The organism is Armatimonadota bacterium, from assembly GCA_017993055.1.
Lineage (GTDB): Bacteria > Armatimonadota > UBA5829 > DTJY01 > DTJY01 > JAGONM01.
The window spans coordinates 162,458-183,963 of record JAGONM010000001.1; the positions used below are offsets into that span (position 1 = coordinate 162,458).

At 61.2% G+C, this 21,506-nt stretch carries 20 protein-coding genes; 2 read left to right on the top strand and 18 right to left on the bottom strand.

Annotated features, from left to right (window positions below):
* Positions 1 to 10: 10 nt before the first annotated feature.
* The 15 genes from KBC96_00720 to KBC96_00790 all read right to left on the bottom strand — a co-directional run bounded on the left by KBC96_00720 (position 11) and on the right by KBC96_00790 (position 11,834).
* Complete coding sequence (locus KBC96_00720; protein MBP6962906.1) at positions 11 to 820, bottom strand: MBL fold metallo-hydrolase; 810 nt, start codon at positions 818 to 820, stop codon at positions 11 to 13.
* Positions 786 to 1,628, bottom strand: coding sequence for an Mrp/NBP35 family ATP-binding protein (locus KBC96_00725; protein MBP6962907.1), 843 nt, complete (start codon positions 1,626 to 1,628; stop codon positions 786 to 788). Before KBC96_00725 ends, KBC96_00720 begins: the two co-directional genes overlap by 35 nt.
* Before the next feature lie 8 nt (positions 1,629 to 1,636).
* Positions 1,637 to 2,089, bottom strand: coding sequence for an iron-sulfur cluster assembly scaffold protein (locus KBC96_00730; GenBank protein ID MBP6962908.1), 453 nt, complete (start codon positions 2,087 to 2,089; stop codon positions 1,637 to 1,639).
* Between the two features lie 7 nt (positions 2,090 to 2,096).
* The gene (locus tag KBC96_00735; GenBank protein MBP6962909.1) at positions 2,097 to 2,618 is read right to left on the bottom strand and encodes a class I SAM-dependent methyltransferase; all 522 of its coding nucleotides are present in this window, start codon (positions 2,616 to 2,618) and stop codon (positions 2,097 to 2,099) included.
* Complete coding sequence (locus KBC96_00740; protein MBP6962910.1) at positions 2,611 to 3,582, bottom strand: radical SAM protein; 972 nt, start codon at positions 3,580 to 3,582, stop codon at positions 2,611 to 2,613. The genes KBC96_00735 and KBC96_00740 overlap by 8 nt, the downstream gene beginning before the upstream one ends.
* A 35-nt stretch (positions 3,583 to 3,617) precedes the next feature.
* Positions 3,618 to 4,613 (bottom strand): radical SAM protein, encoded by a 996-nt coding sequence (locus KBC96_00745; GenBank protein MBP6962911.1) that lies wholly within the window; start codon positions 4,611 to 4,613, stop codon positions 3,618 to 3,620.
* 18 nt (positions 4,614 to 4,631) lie between these two features.
* Entirely contained in the window at positions 4,632 to 6,026 is a 1,395-nt protein-coding gene (gene hydG, locus KBC96_00750) for a [FeFe] hydrogenase H-cluster radical SAM maturase HydG (GenBank protein ID MBP6962912.1), read from the bottom strand.
* A complete protein-coding gene (locus KBC96_00755; protein MBP6962913.1) occupies positions 6,020 to 6,334 on the bottom strand; it encodes a PaaI family thioesterase in 315 nt (104 codons plus the stop codon). The genes hydG and KBC96_00755 overlap by 7 nt, the downstream gene beginning before the upstream one ends.
* A 104-nt stretch (positions 6,335 to 6,438) precedes the next feature.
* Entirely contained in the window at positions 6,439 to 7,296 is an 858-nt protein-coding gene (locus KBC96_00760; GenBank protein ID MBP6962914.1) for an ATP-binding protein, read from the bottom strand.
* Between the two features lie 329 nt (positions 7,297 to 7,625).
* Entirely contained in the window at positions 7,626 to 8,534 is a 909-nt protein-coding gene (locus KBC96_00765) for an ATP-binding protein (GenBank protein ID MBP6962915.1), read from the bottom strand.
* 1 nt (position 8,535) lies between these two features.
* Positions 8,536 to 9,024: a NifB/NifX family molybdenum-iron cluster-binding protein gene (locus tag KBC96_00770; GenBank protein ID MBP6962916.1), complete on the bottom strand. Its 489-nt coding sequence runs from the start codon at positions 9,022 to 9,024 to the stop codon at positions 8,536 to 8,538.
* Position 9,025: 1 nt separating this feature from the next.
* Complete coding sequence (locus KBC96_00775; protein MBP6962917.1) at positions 9,026 to 9,307, bottom strand: DUF5320 domain-containing protein; 282 nt, start codon at positions 9,305 to 9,307, stop codon at positions 9,026 to 9,028.
* Positions 9,308 to 9,412: 105 nt separating this feature from the next.
* On the bottom strand, positions 9,413 to 9,733 hold the full coding sequence (locus KBC96_00780) for a helix-turn-helix transcriptional regulator (GenBank protein ID MBP6962918.1): 321 nt from the start codon (positions 9,731 to 9,733) through the stop codon (positions 9,413 to 9,415).
* Positions 9,734 to 10,036: 303 nt separating this feature from the next.
* Positions 10,037 to 10,882, bottom strand: a complete 846-nt coding sequence (locus tag KBC96_00785) for a carbohydrate ABC transporter permease (protein ID MBP6962919.1) — start codon at positions 10,880 to 10,882, stop codon at positions 10,037 to 10,039.
* A 43-nt stretch (positions 10,883 to 10,925) separates the two neighbouring features.
* Positions 10,926 to 11,834 carry a sugar ABC transporter permease gene (locus tag KBC96_00790; protein ID MBP6962920.1) on the bottom strand — a complete coding sequence of 303 codons (909 nt, stop codon included), beginning with the start codon at positions 11,832 to 11,834 and terminating at the stop codon, positions 10,926 to 10,928.
* Between the two features lie 183 nt (positions 11,835 to 12,017).
* Here KBC96_00790 and KBC96_00795 point away from each other — a divergent pair, with 183 nt between their 5' ends.
* Together KBC96_00795 and KBC96_00800 are read left to right on the top strand one after the other, a co-directional pair.
* Positions 12,018 to 14,933 (top strand): exo-alpha-sialidase, encoded by a 2,916-nt coding sequence (locus KBC96_00795; GenBank protein MBP6962921.1) that lies wholly within the window; start codon positions 12,018 to 12,020, stop codon positions 14,931 to 14,933.
* A 248-nt stretch (positions 14,934 to 15,181) separates the two neighbouring features.
* Entirely contained in the window at positions 15,182 to 15,982 is an 801-nt protein-coding gene (locus KBC96_00800; GenBank protein MBP6962922.1) for a nucleoside hydrolase, read from the top strand.
* A gap of 50 nt (positions 15,983 to 16,032) precedes the next feature.
* On the opposite strand, the gene KBC96_00805 is transcribed toward KBC96_00800, so the two are convergent.
* The 3 genes from KBC96_00805 to KBC96_00815 form a co-directional block, all read right to left on the bottom strand.
* Positions 16,033 to 17,241 (bottom strand): sugar ABC transporter substrate-binding protein, encoded by a 1,209-nt coding sequence (locus tag KBC96_00805; protein ID MBP6962923.1) that lies wholly within the window; start codon positions 17,239 to 17,241, stop codon positions 16,033 to 16,035.
* A 191-nt stretch (positions 17,242 to 17,432) separates the two neighbouring features.
* On the bottom strand, positions 17,433 to 19,967 hold the full coding sequence (locus KBC96_00810) for a hypothetical protein (protein ID MBP6962924.1): 2,535 nt from the start codon (positions 19,965 to 19,967) through the stop codon (positions 17,433 to 17,435).
* A 161-nt stretch (positions 19,968 to 20,128) separates the two neighbouring features.
* Complete coding sequence (locus tag KBC96_00815) at positions 20,129 to 21,445, bottom strand: sigma-70 family RNA polymerase sigma factor (protein ID MBP6962925.1); 1,317 nt, start codon at positions 21,443 to 21,445, stop codon at positions 20,129 to 20,131.
* Positions 21,446 to 21,506: the final 61 nt, after the last annotated feature.

The window sequence follows — 21,506 nt, forward strand, 5'->3', positions numbered from 1 at the left end:
TCCTCCTGTATCAGATCTCCCACGACATACCCGCCCGGCCCTGGACGACTCTTGGGCCGAGCCGGCCTCTCAGGTATTCATATGCTGCCTGCCCGGTACAGTGGCAGCAGGCGATAGTCTCAATCGGTTTGCTCTCGAAGAACTCCGCGACCTCATGCAGTCGAGCCTCATCCACGCTGCCAAGGTGCATCCCGCCGACCGCGAGCTTGATCTCGTCCGTGCCGGCGATCTCCAGAGCGGCGAGCAGGTTGTTCTCGACACCTCTGTGAGCGCATCCCAGGAGCACCGCCGTGCCGGTTTCTCCCCTGACGACGAGGCATTGCTCGTCCTCGAAGGTATCCTGAATGAGGCCCGGATCACCATCTGTAAGGAAGCGTCGCTCCAGGATGCCAACACCACTGCGAAAAGGGATTCCGCCGCTCAGAGTCATGCCGGGCAGGATCTCCGCCGGTCCCCTGTTGAAACGGATGACCCTTTCGGCGACGGTCGAACCCGCCGGGATGCCGATGGACCTCATGCCCTGCTCGGACGCGGAATACTTACTCCGAAAGCATGCGGGGTGCGCGCAGCATACCGCGTGGGGCGCGAGGCTCATCGTCACGCGCAGGCCTCCGGTGTGGTCGTAGTGCCCGTGGCTGAGCGCTATCGCCTCGATCCGTTCCAAATCCGCGCCGAGGGCTTCCAGATTGCGCACGACCGCGTCGGTCTGCCCGGTGTCGAAGAGCAGAGACCGTTCGTCGGACTCGACGAGCATGCTGAGGCCGTGTTCCGCAATGAGGCCGTCATCAGCCAGGTTGTCTACTGCAATGGTGACTCTCACCCGATACCCCCGCTTCTTTGCTTTTCGCGATGCTCTCGATCGAGTTGGTGATTGCGGAGATCATGTTCACAAACGGATTGGCTTCGTAACGCTCGATCATGCCCTCGTCGGCAAGCCGCGAGATATGCGGGTCAATCGGTATGTCGAGCAGGTATGGGATGCCCATCTCCGCGGCGAGGGTGTTGCCATCCGTCTTGCCGAAGGGATAAACCCGTTCCTTGCACGACGGGCAGTCCATCCAGGCCATATTCTGCACGAGGCCGAGTATCGGCACCTCCAACTGCCTGCACATGCTGACGGCCTTTCGGACGACCATTGCCGCGAGTTCCTGGGGTGAGGTGACGATGACCGTACAGTCCATCGGAAGGCTCTGCATCACCGTGAGGGGCGCATCCGCCGTGCCCGGCGGAAGGTCAATCAGCAGGTAGTCGAGATCGCCCCAGAAGACCTCCGTCCAGAACTGCTTGATGGTACCCGAAATCATCGGGCCGCGCCAGATGACGGCGTCATCCGGCTTGCTGAGAAACAGGTTGATCGAGACTATCTTGATGCCGGACTCGGCGCTCGGCGGGAAGATGCCGAGTTCGGTCGCGTCGGGCCGATCGGTGACGCCAAACATCCGGGGGATGCTCGGCCCCGTGATGTCCGCGTCGAGTATGCCGACGGTACTCCCCTGCTTCCGAAGCGCGGTCGCAAGAAGGCCGGTCACCAATGACTTGCCGACTCCGCCTTTGCCGCTCATGACGCCTACGACCCGAGATACCTTGTTCGATTGTTCCGCGAGCGACGGCTGCTCCGTCGCCTTCATCTCTTCCACTACTTTGCCTCCGTTGTCTTAGTTTCCGACGTGTCCTCAGCACTCTGAGGACTACCCCATCGGCTCAGAAACTTGTCATCGTTCCTTTCGAGAAGCCCGAGATAGTCGGCCATCGCGCGCCATAGTGCCGCTACGCCGAGGTTCGAGCAGTGCAGCTTCCATTCGGGCATCCCCCCAAGGTAGTCGGCTACGTCCTCCGGGGTGATCAATATGGCATCGTGGATGTGCTTGCCCTTCGCCATCTCAGTGGTGGCGCTGGCGCTGGCGATCGAGAACGGACATCCCTGACATTGAAAAGTAATCTCCGCAAGGTGCATGTCCCGAACCTTGATGTACATTCGCAGGAAGTCGCCGCACTCGGGATCGCCGATGGTCGCGCATCCGTCGGGATCCTCCATCGGGCCGACGTTTCTTGGGTTATTAAAATGGTCCAGCAGCTTCTCCGTGTACACGTTCCCCTCATCGCTCGCACTTGCGGAAGGAAATCGTCCGCCCGTTCCTTCCCGTAGCCGCGAAGAGACCTTCTCGAGTCAGCTCGTCCACGATCTCTTGCTCCGTAAAGTGATGATCGCCGACGCTCAGCAGTCCGTCGAACTTGAGCACGCGATGCAGTTCCTTCACGACCTTTGCTGTGCCGGCAAGCTCGTGAAGGGTATCGTAGAGCAACACAACATCCACACTGGAGTCATCCAGTCGGGTGTCGCAGTCTGTACAGATGCCCGTAAGATTCGGCGGACCCCGCCTGGCGGCTTTTTGCGTTACACAGCGTATTGCTGACGGATTGCGGTCTACCGCGTAGACCCACCCCTCCGGCCCGACCAATCTAGCAGCGGCGACTGAGTAGCTTCCAGGACCGCATCCGAAGTCCAGAACCACCTGTCCCGGCATCAACGGAAGCCGAGTCAGTACATCCGCAGGCCTTCTGACCCGGTCGCGAATGGCAAAGCAGAATGCCATCAACGTGAAGTGAAGGTCAGGCATCTTCCGGCGTTCCCGCTCGGACGGCATTGATAGCAGGGCGATAGTGCGGATCGGCCGGCCGACCGGCCGACTCGATGAGACCGTCGGTCATCAGATCCCTGAGAATCTTGACGACCTCATTCACGTGCAATCCCGTGCCCGCAATGATGTCACCCAACGTACACGGCCGTCTCTTCAGAAGTTGAAGGACCTCGCTCTTTGAACCCTCGACTCGTACGGCTTGCCGATCATCTGGCTGAGCAGTAATTACCTCTGACGACGGCCCGAGAATCTCCCGCGCCTTCTCCAGCGTCTCCGGGGAAACCGCCGAGACGCCTCCGGATCGCGACGGCCTTTCGACTGTATTGATCTGCACCTTGTCCGGACCCAAGCCGCTGATGACGGCTGATATCGCAGCCAACTCGGCGTCGGAGTCATTGAGATCGCGCACCAGCATGACCTCCAGCCAGATGGCGCCGGCGAACTCCTGCCGAAGCAACCGCAGACCTTCGACGACCATTTCGAGAGTCAAGCCTTCGCACGGCCGGTTGATCCGCCGGAAGGTCTCCTCGGTACCTGCATCCAGGGAAGGCACGATGAGATCAGCCTCCGAGACACCTTGAATGACGGAGAGATCGGAGAGCAGCGCCCCGTTCGTGATCACGGCGCTCGGAATGTCGGTCAACTCCCTGGTCCTCGAGATCATCGCGCCCAGGTCGCTGTTAAGCGTCGGCTCGCCTGAGCCGGCAAATGTAATGTAGTCGGCTGTGTTGCCTTTCGCCAGCCATCGCTCCAGTTCGGACATGACTTCATCGGCGTCTACCAGTTCTTCGGGCTCGGCGGTCAGCCTCGTGGTCCGGCCGAGTTGGCAGTAGACGCAGTCGTAGCTGCATACCTTGAACGGCACGATATCCACGCCCAGAGATCGACCGAGCCTGCGTGAAGGCACGGGGCCGTAAAGATGCGCATAGTCCTTCTTGGTCATTGCCGCAACTCCCGACGATAGCATCATTTGCGCTTTCACCCGCATTCGGCGGTCGGTTCGTCCTGGCAGACGGGATACTTCGCCGGGGTGTACTTAAGCTTGTTCTTCAGAATCCACTTGATCGGCGCCAAGATGTTTTTCTTCATCGCAGGACTGGCGCTGCCGATCATCCAGCAGTTCTGGCCGCAGGAAGCGGCGGCCCGCCTTACCTTGTCCGCCTGAGGGCTGTTCCATATCTCCTCGAAGCTCGACTCCTTGATGTTGCCCATGCTCATCTCCAGGACGTTGCAGGGGCGAATCTCGCCGAACGGGTCCAGCAGGAAGATGTCCCTGCCCATCTCGCACGGCAGCAGCCTCTTGCCGCCGTAGACATAGTTGATGATCCCGTGATTGAAGTAGGCGCGAAACCAGTTCTTCGGGTTATTGCTCTTCAACTGGTCGCGTATCAACTCATGGAAACACTCCGCGATCTCGTCTTTCTTCTGCAGGGCATTGTCCGTCTTGTGGAAGTAGTAGCCGTTGTGAAGAATGGCAGTAGCAAACTCCAGGCCAAGGCCCTTGGCAAGCTCGTACAGCTCCATCAGATCCTTCGCGTTCCGATCGGATACGGTACACCCGAAGCCGATGTCCTTCACGCCGAGACGCATCAGTTGGAGTATGGTGCGCAGTCCGTGGTCGAATCCATCGGCGATACCCCGCAACTCGTCGTTCGCGCTTGGGAGCCCTTCCAGGCTGACGCGTACCCCGACCTCCGGGTACTTCTCGACCAGCGCCAGCACACGCTCCGTGAAGTAGCCGTTGGTGCTGATCACTATCCGCTCGCTCTTCCGCCTTGCGACGCCGATGATCTCCTCGATGTCCGTCCGCAGGAACGGCTCGCCGCCGGTGACGTTCAGGAACTTCAGACCAGACGGCAACTTCTCGATATGCTCGAGCTGAATCTCATCTCGCGGGTCGGATGGATACTGCCACGTGTTGCACATGTGGCACCTGGCATTGCACCTGTAGGTTACGGTCAGAATTCCTTCCATTAAGTTCTCCTCTCGGCGCTAGAAATAGAGATCCCTCTCTCCCGCTCTGACACGCGTGATTCTCTCCCGAGTCGCACTTCGGCGCTCAGGGGTCGGTATGTCCTCGATCATCCTCCGGGCCAGTTTCTCACTCGCGGTTCGCGTGGCCTCGGACGCGTAATCCTCCACGTATTCCTGGAATGTCAGAATGGCATTCGGCAGGCAGAACTCCTGTATCAGGCCGGGCTTGGCAAGGTCCATGAAATCCTGCCCGGTGCGCCCAAGCCTGTAGCAGCCGGTGCAGAAGCTGGGGATGTAGCCCTGCTCGACCACCGCACGAATGACCTCATCAACGGGCCGCGTGTCCCCAAGCGAGAACTGCTCGTCATCCGGCGAATGCTCTTTCCCGGAGGCATATCCGCCGGGATTCGTCCGCGAGCCCGCGCTGATCTGGCTGATACCGAGGTCGAACACCTGGTGCCGCAGACCGGGGCTCTCGCGGGTCGAAAGTATCATGCCGGTGTAGGGCACGGATAGTCGCAACACCGCCACCAGTCGCTTGAACTGATCGTCGGTCACGGGCGAAAGCGGTCGGTCGGAGATTGGAGCGCCCTTGGCCGGGTATATCCTGGGAATGGAGATCGTGTGAGGCCCCACCCCGTACGTCCTGTCAAGATACCGCGCGTGCATCAGGAGTCCCAGCACTTCGAAGCGGTAGTCATGCAGCCCGAACAGCGCGCCGATGCCGACGTCATCTATGCCGGCCTGCATCGCCCTGTCCATGGCGGTGAGCCGCCAGTCATAGTCGGCCTTGACTCCGCTGGGATGCACCCGCCGGTACGTCTCCCGATGGTAGGTCTCCTGGAAGACGACGTATGTGCCGATCCGCGCTTCCTTCAATCGCCGGAAGTCCTCGATCGAGAGTGGGGCGATCTCGACGTTGATCCTGCGTATCTCCCCCTTGCCGGACCGGGTAGAGTATGCCGTTTCGATAGCTGAGAGAAAGTAGTCGAGGCTTCGCTCCGTGGGATGCTCGCCCATGAGCATCAGCAGGCGCTTGTGCCCCTGATCCTCCAGCAGCCGGACTTCGTTCCCCACCTCGGAGAGAGTCAAGGTCCGCCGCACGATGTCCGGGTTGTCCCGACGGAACGCGCAGTACAGGCAGTTGTTGCTGCAGAGGTTCGAGATATACAACGGTGCAAAGAGGACGAGTCGCTTGCCGTATATGGCCAGCTTGACGTCTCGCGCGGCGGCAAATATCTCCTGCTCCAGATCGCGATCCTGTACGGCAAGAAGGGAAGCAGTTTCCGGCAGGTCCAGGCCGTGCATCTCCCGAGCCTTACTGATTATGTCACGTATCTCTCCGGGATCGGTACTGGCTGCATCAAGCGCATCTGCGATCTTACGCTCATTGATGATACGGGTATCTAGCAATTGTCTCCTACTTCCACCACCCTGCGGCCCTTATCGCCGATGAAGCGGCCCTCAGCCGTAGCCTTCTGTCTCCCGTTCTGCAGCACGGACGCCTCAAGCTCATAGAACCTGCCCCGCCGTCGGACCAGACATGCAGCAACGGTCATCCAGCGGTTCACCACGACCGGCTCCCTAAATCGAACGTTCAGCCGCACCGTCATTGCCTCTATACCATCCGCAAACAGGCAGTTGGTCATGGCCGAGTCGAGCAGCGTGGCGACGATACCTCCCTGTACCAGACCCGGGTAGCCCTGGTATTCTTCGCCCAACTTACCCTCCGCGCTGACCCGCGACATACCGGCGGGTCGGAACTCCAGATGCAGCCCTCGCACATTCCGGTCTCCGCAGGCAAAGCACTCAGCGTGTGCCGAACTCATGTGAGCAACCCCGCTGTCCCGACCCAAGCCTCCCTCACTGCCGATGCCGCGGGACCGTTCGAGAACTCGACGAGCGGTCTTCCGGCAGCGTTCGCGTGGGTGACCGTCTCGTCGAAGGGTATCTCACCGACGACCGGGACTCCGTGCTCCAAGGCAAACTCACGGATGCTCGCGCTGTTCTCAGGATTCAGGTCAACCTTGTTGATGATGACCGCGCACCGATGACCGAAGTGCTCGATAAGTTGAACCACACGTTCCATGTCGTGCATGCCGGAGAGCGTCGGCTCAGTCACTACCAGCGCGAGGTCTACGTCGGTGAGCGACGCCGTAGCCGTGCATCCGATCCCCGGGGGACCGTCTATCAGGATGAGATACCTGCCGTCTCGGAGGGCCAAGTCTTCAGCCTGTTGGCGAACGACCGTGACAAGACGCCCGGAGCTTTCTCCTCCCGGCATGAGCTTCGCGTGGGCCATCGGACCGTACTTCGTGGCTGAGAGGTAGTACTCTCCGCTCTTGATGGTCTCAAGGGTCAGGGCATGTGCCGGGCAGACAAGAGTGCAGAGCCCGCATCCTTCACAGGCGAGCTCATCCACTTCCTCGGAAGTGATCGCATCGAACCTGCACCTTAGCTCGCACATACCACAGCGGACACACTTCTCTTCATCGCGGACTGCGATCTTCGCGCCGTAGAAATCACTCCGCACCTCGATATCCGGGTGGAGAAGAAGGTGGAGATTCGCCGCGTCAACATCGCAGTCTGCAAGCACCTTGTTCTCGGAGAGCGCGGCGAACGATCCGAGCACCGTCGTCTTGCCGGTTCCTCCCTTTCCACTCACAACCGTCATCTGTCTCATTCTATCAGAGTTCACATGTAGACTCCCGAGTTGTAGATGAGTGAGGAGCAACGAGTGAAGCCTCATCGTGTACCCTCACCTGACGCTCCTCACTCATCACCGCTCATTACCATCTGCCTCTGCCGCGGCCCATTCCGCGACCCATGCCCCGGCCACCGCCCCGGCGGCCAAACGGCCTAACGCCGATGCCGGCCCCCGGCCAGAAGCCGCGAAGGCGACTCCAGAATCCGAGCGCGCCCTGCTGGTTGGGAGCGCCCGACTGGGTGGGCAGAGCACAATAGCCCCTGCCGCCACCTGTTAGCGGGCCTTGTCCATTCGGACCCGTACCATCAAACCCTGGCATATTCTTCACCTCCTGAAAGAGTGTTCGTTAGTCGCACGATCTCGTCGTACGTATTGAGAAATGCTTCCTTCCATTCGGGAAGCGCTGCGGTCAGCGTATGACCGCTGGAGTAGGCTTCGGCGATCTCCCGGGACTGCGGTATTCTCAGCAGAAGAGGTATCTGCTGCTGAAGACAGTAATCCTCGATGCCGGGATCGGTCGGCCCGTCCCTGTTCACGATGACACCGCACGGGACATTGAGCGCCTTGCAGGTTTCGACCGCCGCCCCCAGGTCGCTCAGACCGAATGGGGTGGGCTCCGTCACCAGGATGCAGAAATCGGACGACTCGACGGTCTCCTGCATCGGGCATGCCGTACCCGGGGGAGCGTCAACTATGGTGATCATGTCGGCACTGATCCGACGCTTGACGGCCCGGGTGACGGGGCCGCTGCGCTGGACCCCTACGTGGACCGTGCCGCTGTGGAACTTGATGCCCTCCGGGGTCCGGCCGCTCGAAACAACACCGACCTCACGCGCCTCCTCGTCAATGGCGCGTCTAGGGCAGATGTAGACGCATGCGCCGCAACCGCTGCACAATTCCGGGAAGGTCAGCACGGCATCGCGGATGACCGCGATCGCGCTGTACTGACATACCTCGGCGCACTTGCCGCAGGCATCGCACCGAACCTTGTTGACGCACGGAACCAGCACGGACACGGTTTCCGTACTCGCGATCTCAGGCCGGAGCAGCAGGTGTGCGTTCGGCTCTTCGACGTCGCAGTCGAGAATCCGCACTCCCCCGGGGTGGCGCTCGTTCAGGGCAAGGACGAGGCTCGTCGCGATGAGCGTCTTGCCGGTGCCGCCCTTGCCGGCCGCTACCGAAAGAACGGGTAGACTCGGGGTTTTCGCAGGCATGCTACCGGCGCCCACCGCGTCCTCCGCCACGGCCCATACCGCCTCCGCGACCCATGCCACCTCCACGGCCCATGCCACCTCCCATTCCACCGCCCGGCGCGGGCCCGCCTCCCGGCGCCTGGCCCGGAGGCATTCCATAATGCGCCTGAACGCTGGCTCCGCTGATCTGCTGGAGTTGACCGGCCTTGAGCGCCTCGACGTTCTGTCGAACCGAACCACTTGAGCCGGTGTAGATTCTGATGCCGCCTGCATTCAGCGCCTGAAACGCATTCGGGCCGAAGTTGCCGGCCACGACGGCTTCGACAGCCTTCGACGCGACGAGTTGGGCCGCCGCGATACCCGCGCCCTGTCCCTGCATCGCGGCGGTGTTTTCCACAACCTCGAAGACCATGGAATCCGTATCAACGATGAGAAAGTAAGCGCATCGGCCGAATCGTGGATCGGCCATTGCCTCGAGATTGTCTCCGGTCGAGCATACCGCAACTTTCATGTCAGTCCTCCTGATTCTCGATCTCGGCGATCTGAGCTCTGATCGCCTCCAACTGCTGTTGGAGCATATCCGCCTGGTTCTTCAGCAGAGCTACCCTGTCGAATCCAGTGGGCTCGGCACCCTGCCAGGCCTGCTCCATCTGCGGAGTAGGCCACTGGCCCGACATCATGAACTGGGCACAAGGCCCGAGTCCGCTCGCACTCCGGCCGACCCATCCGGGGCTGTATCCGAATCGCATCCAGCCCGGGAGTCCGGTCGCGTAGTACATGTTTCTGTGACGCATTTTGTAACCTCCGTTTCGTCTATTCGCCCTGTCTGGGCTATTAGGTGTATTTTACACCTATTATCCGCAAAAAAAAGAGGGAAGCAACGCGGAGCGCGAGTCGCGTCAACCAACTCTGCCGGCTGCTGAACTCTTCTGTGCGTCCTCGAATTCCCTGAGGAATTCGTCCATCTCAGCGCGCCGCTTCTCGATGATCTGCGCCCACTCCGTGAGATGCACTTCGCCTTCAGGCGTGAGCGAGTAGCAGCGTCTCGCCGGTCCGTGCGAGCCGAACTCCCAGGAAGAGACGACCATCCCGTTCGCCTCCAGTTGGCGCAGCATTCGGTAGACTGCGCCCGGCTCGATTTCGGAGTCGGTCATCGCCAGCTTCTGAACGTGCTGGATCAGATCGTACCCGTGCGTGTTCGGATGCTGCTTGATCGCCATTATGACCACAGGCTCGATTAGCCTGGATAGTTTCCCCATGCTGCAGGAGCAAGGAGGACCCCCCGCTCCGTGCCTGGGACAGAACTGTCTTCGCACCGTATTCCACCAGTAAGTGTGTATTCCACATATATGATACACCGCGCCGGCTCGTCTGTCAAGCCCCTTTGGCAGGTCATATCGAGTATCTTGTGCACGGCTCATTTCCCAGCTGTCTCCGGGTTCAGGAATAAGGTCGCCACCAGCACGAGCCTAGAGCGACGCACCCGTTCTCTCAAGGTCAGGCGAAGGCGGGGGCCATCGGACTCATCCCTTGATGCCCGAGAGCGCGATCCCCGAGATGAAGTACTTCTGCGCTACGAAGAAGAGGATCAGGCAGGGGGCCATCACGACGAGCGAGACCGCCATGAGGTAATGCAGAGTGACCCCGTAGTGCCCCTGGAAGAACTGGAGGCCGAGCGCGAGGGTCAGCTTGTCCGGCGTGGTGAGGTAGATCAGCGGACCCATGAAGTCGTTCCACGTGCCGATGAACGTGAAGATCGCGATCACGGCCAGGCACGGCTTGATCAGCGGGAGCATGATCTGCCGGTAGATGCCGAAGGATCCGCACCCGTCTATCCGCGCGGCGTCCTCCAGCTCGAGCGGGATCGTGAGCATGAACTGCCGGAGCAGGAAGATGTTGAACGCCCCGCCGCCGAGCCACGCGCCGATCGTGAGCGGCTTGAACGTGTTCAGCCAACCGATGTCGCGGAACATGAGGTAGACGGGGATCATCGTGACCTGCGCCGGGAGCATCATGGTTGCGAGCGTGACGATGAAGAGCGCATCCCGCCCGGGGAATCGGAGGCGGGAGAAGGCGTACCCCGCCATCGAGGCCGTCAGGAGCACGCCGGCGATGACCGTGCCGGTGATGATGCAGGTGTTCCTCAGGTAGAGCGTGAACGGCAGGCTCGCCCACCCCTCGATGAAGTTGCGCCAGACCATCGGGTGCGGGATCCACTGAGGCGGGTAGGCCATCACCTTGTCCGCCGACTTCAGCGCGGTCGAGCACATCCAGAGGAACGGCAGCATCATCCCCACCGATCCCGCGAGCAGCACGGCGTATGTCAACCCCTTCGTCGCAAGGCTGGCCAGTTGTCGGTTCGGTTTCATTCCTTCTCTCTGTCGTCCTCCGCCATCTGTGTCTTCTGTGTTCTCATCGGCGTCTCTCGCCTTCGTAGTAGACCCAGGCGGCGGAGGACTTGAAGACCAGCATCGTGAGCACGAGGATGATCACGAAGAGCACCCAGGCCATCGCGGACGCATAGCCCATGTGGTAGTAGTTGAACGCCTGGCGGAAGAGGTAGAGCACGTAGAAGAGGGTGCTGTTCACCGGGCCGCCGTTCGTCATCACGAACGCCTGCGTGAACACCTGGAAGCTGCCGATGATCCCCATGATCAGGTTGTAGAAGATCACCGGCGTGAGCATCGGGATCGTCACGTGCCGGAACTTAGACCAGACACCGGCCCCATCGAGCGACGCGGCCTCGTAGAGATGCTGAGGCACGGACTGCAGGCCGGCTAGGTAGATCACCATCCCGCCGCCGACTCCCCAGAAACTCATCAGGATAAGCGACAGGAGCGAGGTCCGCGGGTCGGAGAGCCACCCCACCGGCGGGAGTCCGAACGCCCGGAGCACGACGTTGCCGAGCCCGTAGGAGGGGTCGAAGATCCATATCCACAGGAGCGCGACCGCCACGCCCGAGACGACCGCCGGGAGGTAGTAGATCGTGCGGAAGACGGCGATGCCGCGGATCTTCTGGTTCATCAGCAGCGCGACCGCGAGTCCGAGGCTGAGGCCGATCGGGACGCTGACGAATGAGTAGATCATGGTGACCTTCAGGGACTGCCAGAAGAGCGGGTCGCGCGCCAGCTCGGTGTAGTTCCCGACGCCGATGAACTTCGGCGGGCTGAAGAGGTTGTACTTGCAGAAGCTGATCGCCAGCGACGCGAGCATCGGCCCGGCGGTGAACACGATCAGCCCGACGAGCAAAGGCGCGACGAACAGATACCCCTCGATGGATTCTCGGCGACGTAGGTTGCTCACATTCCCTCTCCTCTTCATCTCATTCTGCCTCCACTCCCGCTTCCCCTGCTGCCGCACCCCGGAATGCCGGATGCTTACCGGGAACAAAGGAGCAACCAGCGCTGATAGCGAATGGAGGTATGTGTGACCGATCATCGTTCAGGAGAGGCCGGATGATGCAAATCCGATTGGCAGCCAATCGTGACTATTAAGAGATGTATTGTGTTGGTGCTTCTGGTTATGTTCAGCCTGCATGCTGATCATGCCAGGGGGCAGGACGTACAATGGCGTGACGCCACTTCGCTCGAGGTCGAAGGCAAGGGCTGGACCAACACCACAGACCCTTTCGACCGGCTTCCGGCTTCCGCCAAGACGAAGGTCAATTCCACGGCGTGGGACCAGAGCAAGGAAAGCGCCGGCATCTGTATTCGATTCACCACCGACGCTGCGACCGTGAGCGTGCGATGGTCGCTCACCAGCGCATCGCTCGCCATGCCGCACATGCCCGCGACCGGATGCAGCGGCTTGGATCTTTACGCCCGCACCGCCGATGGCTCGTGGCGGTTCATCGGAAACGGCAGGCCGCACAAACAGGACGGCAATCTCGCCACTCTCGAATTCCCGGATGGTGCCAAAGCGGGGCGAGAGTGCCTGCTCTACCTGCCCGCATACAACGGCATGAAGTCCCTGGAAATCGGAGTGCCACCGGACGCCCATCTGGAAATGCCGGCTTCGCGGCCCGATGGTCTGCGCAAGGCGCTCGTCGTTTACGGAACATCGATCACCCAAGGCGGATGCGCATCGCGGCCTGGGATGATCTGGACATCGATTCTTGGCCGCATGCTCGACCGACCGGTGATCAACCTGGGTTTCTCCGCCTCGGGTGATATGGCACCGCCCGTCGGCGAGGTGCTCGCCGAAATCGACGCGGCGGCGTATGTCATCGACTGCACCTGGAACATGGGAACGGGCAAGGAAATGTTCCTGGATCAGGTGACAAAGCTGGTGCAAGCCATTCGCAAAGCCCACCCCGTCACGCCGATCCTTTTTATGGGCCAATCGATGATTCGCCCCGACGCCCATCCGACCGAGAGAACCCGCGATCAGGAATTCGCCGTCCAGAGTCTGCAAAAGGATGGCGTAAAGGGACTGGTGATCGTCGCTCCTGATGACTTCATCGGCGACGACGGCGAAGGCACCGTGGACGGCGTCCACTACACGGACATCGGGATGCAACGACAGGCTCAATCCCTGTTTCCCATCGTCAGCATGGCCGTGAGTGGGCCAATGAAACCTCGCGTTTACATTGACACCGACACGGCAAACGAGGTGGACGACCCCTTCGCCATCTACCGGGCACTGCTCGCCCCCGAGTTCAATGTCGTCGGCCTGTCCTCGGCTGGCTGGGGGGAACCGAAGGACTTCGGGGCCAATACCCGGACCAGCCAGAAGATGAACGAGGAACTGCTCGCTATGCTGAACCTCACGGATCGTGTCTCGCATCCGATCGGGGCTCTGAAACCGATGCCCGCCGCCGCCACGCCGGTCGATTCACCCGCCGCGCGAGACATCATCGCCAAGGCGAAGGCGATGCCGGACGGGCGGAAATTACAGGTGTTTGTGCTCGGAGCTTACACCACCGTCGCCTCCGCGCTGCTGCTTGAGCCTGGCATCAAAGACAGAATGGCCGTGCATGTCATGGGTTTCCGCTACGATGACAAGCGGCTCACTCCGACTGAATTTAATACCTTGGGAGACCTGCACGCCGCCGCGCACCTCCTCAAGAGCGGCGCCGAACTGAAAGTCATGCAAAACAGCGCGCTCGGCGACTTCTTTTGGAGCAAGGCCGAATTGGACGCTCACTTCAAAGGCAGAGGCGGGGTGCCCGACTATCTGGTCAAGCGTTGGGAAACCCACAGCCCCAAGGACACCCAGCGCATTCTCTGGGACATCGCGGTCTTCGAGGCCGTGCTGCGGCCGCAGTTGGCGACCCTGCAGGAGATCGAGCACGAAGGTGCCAAACTTCACCTTTGGACCCGGGTTGATCTGCCAGGCATGAAAGCCGATTACTGGGAAGCGACGAAAGCTTCCGCGCTCGCAACCGCGAAGTCGGCGGTTTCGGTCGATCCCATCGTGATTTCCAAGGGCGGGCAGGCGCACTCGTATCAAGCCTTCCCCGACGCCTGCCGCCTCAAGAACGGCGACATCCTCGTGGCCTTCTACGCTGGCTACAATCACGTCTCGCTCGCGACCGATGATTTTCCGCTCGGCGGCCGTCTTTGCCTGGTCCGCTCTTCCGACGAAGGCCGCACCTGGACGTCACCTGCGGTGCTCTACGATGACGCGGATGACAATCGTGACCCGCATCTTTCCCAACTCGACGACGGCACGGTGGTCTGCACCTTCTTCTCGGTCGCCGAAAAGAACCGTCAGCGGCTGAAGACACTCAAGGACCCGAAGAACTACGATTTGCCGAGCATGGAGACCGGCGTGCAGATCGTCCTCAGCCGCGATAACGGCAAGACGTGGGAGCCGCAGGCCCGCGAAGCCATTCCCGGCTGGCTTTGCTCCGCCCCCGTCCGCCAGCTTCCCGACGGCACTTGCGTACTGGGGCTGTATCGCGGCGACGAAGAGACGGGGCTCAGCGTCGCCGGCACCGCCCGCTCCACGGATCGTTGCCGGACTTGGGAAACTCCCGTCGTCATCGGAGCGCCGGAAGGCGTCGGACTCAACGCCGAGACCGACGTCATCCGCCTCGCCGACGGTCGGCTGTATGCGGCGATGCGTTCCTTTACCGACGACATGTATTACGCGGTCAGTGACGATGAGGCAAAGTCATGGACCGAGGCGAAGAAAGTCGGCTTCCCGGCCCACGCCCCGCACCTGAACCGCCTGAGCGACGGCACGATCATCCTGAGCCATCGTCTTCCGAAAACATCCATCCACGTCAGCCATGACGATACAAAAACCTGGCAGGGACCATACTTGATTGATTCGTGCATTGGAGCCTACCCCGCCACCGTTGAATTGAAGGATCACAGCATTCTTATTGTTTACTACACGGAAGGCGGCGGCAGCGCCATCCGCGCCCGCCGCTTCAATCTGAAACCTGATGGAATCGAGTTTCTTCCGTTATAAGTGGGCTGCAATTGTGAATTTCGATCGTCGTAATCTGTGCCGCCATGCTCCTCTCGGCTCCATTGGCTTTGGGCGCGGAAAAGACAGCCGCTTAGCGATGGAAGATCGGCGATCCGATCATCACGTACTGGCCAGGTCCCGTTGCGCACACCAAACTCAACGACGAGACGGGTGACCAAGACCCCCTCGCGGCTATAGGCGCGGACTCCGAACCAGCCGTCGGCACGGCAGGACATCGTCCCCACGGCGTGATGGCCCTCGCGCGCGTGTTTGGCCAGGCCTTCCCAGCCGCCCATCGACCTGAAGTACGGGAGGCTCTTGGCGAAGAGGGATTTGAAGTCGTCGGTCTGTCCTCGATGAGCTGGAGAGATACGAGTTTCGCCGAAGGCGCTCGCCAGAGCCAGAAGATGAACGAGGAAATACTCTCGCTTATGAAACTGACGGATCGTGTTTCCCATCCGCTTGGGGCGAATAAGCCAATGCCGAACTCATCCACGCCGGTCGATTCACCCGCCGCTCGAGACATCATCTCCAAGGCGAAGGAAACGGCTGCCGGCAGGAAACTCCGTATCTTCGTTCTCGGGGCGTATACGAATGTAGCTTCCGCACTGCCGATTGACCCAGGCATCAGGGACAAGATTGCTGTTTACGTTATGGGCTACGACTACATTCATGGACAGCTTCAGACGGATGAGTTCAATTGCCAGGGCGATCAGAACGCTGCTGCCTGCCTACTCAACAGCGGTGTTGAACTTCACGTAATGGCGGCCAGTACCCTGCGCGACTTCTATTGGGCCAAAGCCGACGTCGATGTACACTTCAAAGACAACGGGGGAATTCGCGATTACCTGGTCAGCCGCTGGGAATCTCGGGAGCCGAACTCTGCCCAGCGCATCCTTTGGGACATCGCCGTATTCGAGGCCTTCTTTCATCCGGATCTGGCGAAACTGGAGGAGGTTGCCCGGGGCGGTTTCAAAACCAGCGTCTGGACGAGCGTCGACAAAAAGGCCATGCAGGCCGACTATTGGGATGCAACCAAGTCCTACTAATGCTACGTAGCACTAGCAGGGTTGTGCCGGAGAAGGCGAAGCGGGCGGGTCTAGTCAGACCGACCGGACTCCTCGAGCACTTTGTTGATCTTCGCATCCGCTTCCTTGAAGGCAGATTCGACGGAGGCCTTGCCGAGGAACGACTTCTCGAAGGCCTGGTTCACCGCGTCCTGGACCTCGGGGCGGGTGAGGATGAGGAAGTCGTCCCAGCCCATGCCGATCTCGACAGAGTTGATGAACGCGTCGTAGTTCTTCGGATGCCCCGGCTTGCGCCAGACGGGGTCTTTCGCCATTGATTTCAGGCACGGGATGCCGCTGCCGGACTTCGCGAGGATCGTCTGGCCCTCGCGGCTGACGATGTACTTCAGGAACTCCCAGGCCTCCTTCGGGTGTTTCGTGTTCGTGGACATGCCGTATCCAGCCGCGCCCATGTTCGTGACGTGCTTCACCGATCCCCTGGGCATCACCTGGACGTCCCAATCGAAGGCCTTCATCGTCGCGCGGTAAAGCGGCACCTGCGGGAAGACCTGCGGCTGCATGGCGATCTTCCCGGCCGCGAAGGGGTCTACCCCGGGGATCGTGATGCTTCGGTTCGGCGGGAGCGCGACCCTCTCCACGGTGACCAGTTCGATGAGGTTCTTCAACCCCTTGAGCGATTCCGGCGAGCTGAACGCGGCCCACTTCCCGTCCTTGGTCACCACCCGACCGCCCTCCGACGCGACCCACGGCGCGTAGACCCCGCACCACGTATAGCTCGCGGTGAATCCGTATTGGATGATGCGGCCCTGATCGTCGCGGAGGGTGAGCTTCTTCGCCATGCGGAGGAAGTCCTCGTGCGTCCAGTCCGGCGGCGGGTCGGGGAGCCCGGCCTTGCGGAAGAGCGTGCGGTTGTAGAACATCACGACGACGCCAAGCTCGCGGGGGAGCTGGAAGATCCGCCCCTGCTTGTCCATCCCGGTGGCGAGCATCTGGGGATAGATGTCGCCGATCGGGAACTCGGGGTCCTTCTTGATGAACTCGTTCAAGTCGCGGACGACGTTGTACTTGGTGAAAGTCGGGACGAGCGAATCGGCGAGGAAGAGCACGTCGGGAACGGTCCCGGACGCGGACTGCATGATGAGCTTGATGTCGTAGCCCATCCCGGCGACCGGCTCGACATCTATCTCGATGTCCGGGTGCTCGGCCTCGAAGCCCCTCGCCAGGGCGTTGGCGAGGTCGGCCTCCTGCTTCGCGCCGAGGATGCTGAACCGGAGGTGCACTGCGGTGTCCGTGGTCCTGGTGGAGCAACCGGAGAGCGAGAGAGTGAGCAAGACCAGCCAGATTGCCAGGCAGTTGAAACCGCGGCAACAAGGGCACGAATTCGACCTGCGTCGACCGGGGTCTCCAGTGTCCGCAGGGACACTTCGTGCAGTCGTTGCCATGACTTCAGTCGCCCGGACATCGGAGGCCATCACTTCCTCACCGTCGCCGGAGTCAGCACGAACGTCTCGCCGGGCTTGAGCTCTCGTTTGATGGTGGTCGGGTTCAGGATGTTGAGCGGCGTGATCTCGACCGAGTCCCTGGTAACCTTGATATCGTACCGCGTGCCGGCGTAGGAGAGGTTTCGGACGCCGGCGTACTTCACAGTCGACGGGAGGTTCGGCTTGATCCTCATCCCGGTGATGTCCGCATCTACGCCGAGGAACGCGTACAGGTACGATGCCGGCGCGAGGCCGCTCTCAGGGAACTCCCCCTCGACCCCGACCGAGCCCGCGCCGTTTCCCCCACCCTGCGAGTTCTCGCCGGTGTAGAGCGGGTTGCCGCCCATCAGTCGGTCGGGCATGTCGTAGCGGCCGAGCATCTCGGTCATGCGCTTGTATGCGTTGTCCGCGCCGAGATACTTTGCGCGGGCGATGATATCGTAGCCGGAGGTGTAGAGGATCGCGCCTCCGTCCTGGCACTGCTCGCCGTAGGGAGTGCCCATCCAGCCGAAGTGCCACCAACTCGGCTTCGGATGCTGAGGCTCGTCACGCGGCGGGTTGTGAATCGTGTTGGCACGGGGGGCGAAGACCCAGGCGGAGTAGGTGTCCGCCTTGCCGGTGGAGGTCGGCTGGGCCTCCATCCACCTGTAGACGCGCTCGACCTGCGGCTTGTCGGCCAGATCGTAGGCCATCGCCTCGACGTTCACGAAGGTGAAGCCGTAGTCGTGCTTCACGCCGTCGGTGTCCACGCAGCCGACGTAGCGCCCCTTGGCGTCATCCCAGAACGTGCGGTTGTACCCGAGACGGACGCGGTCGCGGAGCCTGGCGTAGAACTCGGGGGTCCGTTTATCGCCGGGGAGATCGAGGCCCTGGTCGGTGCAGAACTGCTCAAGTTCGCCCATCGCCTTGAGCGACGCGTAGTAGTAGGAGTTGCAGAAGGCATCCTTGTACCCGAACGGCAGGATGTCCCAGTAGTTGCTTCCGATGCCGTCGTGACGTCCCTCGTGGCCCACGGCGTCTATCACGATGATGCCGTCCGTGCCATGGAGGTCGTTGAGCTGGAACTCCATCATGGATCGGAGCTTCGGCATCATCTCCTTGAGGAAGTCCGTGTCGCGCTTCCAGACGAAGTAGCGGTAGGCGCCGAGGATAATGCACGAGTTGGTGGTGAAGTGGCGGGTGTCGTAGTCGTTCCTGCCGTCCTTGTCCTCGTCTTTGTACGGGAACGGCCAGCCGTCGTCCGCGCCCCAGGTGCGGACGTATCCGTCGTCCCTGAGCTGGACACCGGTGAAGTGGCCGCGCTGTTCGAAGGTCTGCGGGCTGTCGGTCCAGTCGAGGATGAGCGCCTGCCACTCCTTCCAGTCGGGCGGAGTGCCGACCCCGAAGTTGAGTCCGTGGCTGTAGTAGAACTGGTTCACGAGGTTGGTGGTCTTCTTGTCGGAGGAGTAGAAGACCGGATAGTAGTCGGGAAGCGCATCGGAATGCGGCAGGAGGTCGAGATCGAGCGCCGGGCCGCTCAGCTTCCACAAGGCTTCGTCGTCGGTGAACTCCCACTTGAGGCTCTGCCCGTTGAGGTTGAAGCGGAGGTCGTAGTTCCTCTTCCCCATCGCATAGACCCAGTTGCCGTGTTGGATATGACCGGCGGGCCGTCGCTTCCACTGCTGCGGGAGGACGTGCCTGCCGGTGTCCGAGTAGAAGCGGCTGAACGGGAACTTCCTGAGGTCGTAGCCGGCCTTCTCCCACGGGGTCACGAACGTGAGCGGCAGATTCCCGCCGGTGAACGCGCTCTGCAGCTTCGATCCGTCCAGCGTGATGCTCCAGTCGCCGACCACCTCGTTGAAACCGGAGTAGATCAGCGTGAGATCCTTTTCGGGCTCCTCGCTGCCGTCAATGACGGCGGCCGCATCGGGAGCGGCGCCTCTGTGCGAGCCCCACCATCCCATCGTCTTGCCGGTGTGCCCGGACATCTCGAGATAGAAGACGCCGGCGGGCTGCGGATCGAAGTCAATCGTCTGCACGCTGTTATCCGCGATGCCCGTAAGCTCGCGCGAGACGATCAGTTCCTTCCTCGCCAGGTCGCCATCGGGCAGGCGATAGATCGAGAGCGTGCAGGCGGAGTCGGGCTCGCCCCAGGTCGGGAACTTGCCGCCCGCGCGGGTGAGCATCCCCGACTTGATGGCAAACTTCACGCCGAGCGTCTTCCCGGGAGCGAGTTGGAACGGATCCGAGCCGTCCTTTTGCTCGACCGTGAACGGACTGCGGGCGATGAGTTCGTGGAATGTGAGACCGTTCGCCTCGACTGTAGGAGGCATTTGCAGACGGCGATCCTGGTCGGGCCGCTCGCCGATGTAGAGCGCCTTGATCAGGTTGTCGCCGTACTTGCCCTTTCCGGACGGGTCGAACCGCATCGAATCGAAACAGCCGTTCCTCGCGTGGAGGGAGAAGTACCCGTTCGACAACTCCTGGGCGGATACCGCGCCGATGACGGATACTCCTAGTGCAAGGATCGCAGGGAAGAGCCTCATGGCGATTACACTCCGGGAATGTCGTGGTGTTGCTACAGTTCCCGTCCGAAAGAGAGGATTCCTTCGGGTGAGGCTCGGCAACTCAATCTGCGGCACAAATAGAAGCGGGACGGAGGTGAACTCCGTCCCGCGCCAGCTTTCTTGTCGATGCTATGGTGCGGCTATGCAGCCTTCGGCAGTTCGCGCGGCGCAGACTTCTCCAGGTTGGTCCGGGCGGCGGACAGGAGCTTGCGCGCAGACCGGCACTGGTGCGGATAGACCGAGCACCCGAACCGCAGTCCGAAATGGGCCGGCGGTCCGTTCCGGGGCGTCTCGAAACCGGTATTCATCACGACCTTGCAGACTCTCGCGCCGACCCTGACGGCTTGAGCGCCGGTGTAAGGCATTATCAGCGCAAACTCAGAGTCACCGGCTCTGCCGACGACATCGCATCGGCGAACACAATCCCTCACGGCAAGCCCGATCCTGTAGAACACATCCTCGCCGCGCATCACTCCGAACTGCTTCCTGAACTCCTCGAGACCGTCTACCGCCACGATACCGTATGCAAGCTCCGAGCCGGACCGAAGCGCGCGGCTGACCTCCTCGTCGAGCCGAGCCTCGATGTACTCAGCCGAGTACAGCCCGGTGACGCTGTCCACGACGGCGGGCTGCAGATCGTCGGCATCCCTTCCGGGCCTGCGGGTGGCCAGTTGAAGCTGGACCTGCGCCTCCTTAACCTCCTCGGTCGTAAGGATGCGGCGGAGCTTCCTCGTACCGTTGCGGAGGATGTGGGACACGTAGTTGCAGGATATGCCGAGCGTCTTCGCGATCTCGGTCTGGCTGAGTCCCGTGTAGTAGAACTCCTGGATGACCTTCTGCTCGATGGTCTTCAGCTTGTGCATGCAGGTTTCGAGGACGATCTTGTCTTCAACCGGCAGCTGGAAGGTGACGCAACTGTCATCCTGCACCTTGTCGAGGTCAACGCCGTTCGACGGTCCGTCATCCTGGTCTATGTCCAGCGACGCGACCTTGAACACCTCTCGCGTAGTCAGCAGGTCGGCGACCTGCTCCTCCGGAAGGTGCATGACTCGGCCGATCTCGCTCTCGGTCGGCTGGCGGCCGAGTTCCTGGCAGAGCGCGCTTACGACGCGATCCATCTTGTAGTTCAGCTCCTGCAGCCAGGCCGGCTCCTTGATGATCTTGCCGCGATCCCGGAGGGCGTGCTTGATCGTGCCGACGATGAAGTGCGTGGCATAGGTAGAGAACTTGACGCCCTTGTCGGCATTGTAGAGATCGGCGGCCGTAATCAGGCCGATATAGCCTTCCTGAACAAGGTCTTCCACGGGCTCGGCCGACCCCACGAACCGGCGGGCGATACCTTCCACGAGGTTTCGATACTGGCTGATAACCTGATCGCGGAGCAACTTGTCCCCGCTTTTAGCGTACAGGGCCAGTAGCGCCTGGACTTCGGCTTCCGAGAGCTTGCTCTTTGCCACTTCCGCAGTAATCCTTCCCAGGTTGGACCCAAGGAGGGCCTTTCCGTGATGGAGAACTTCT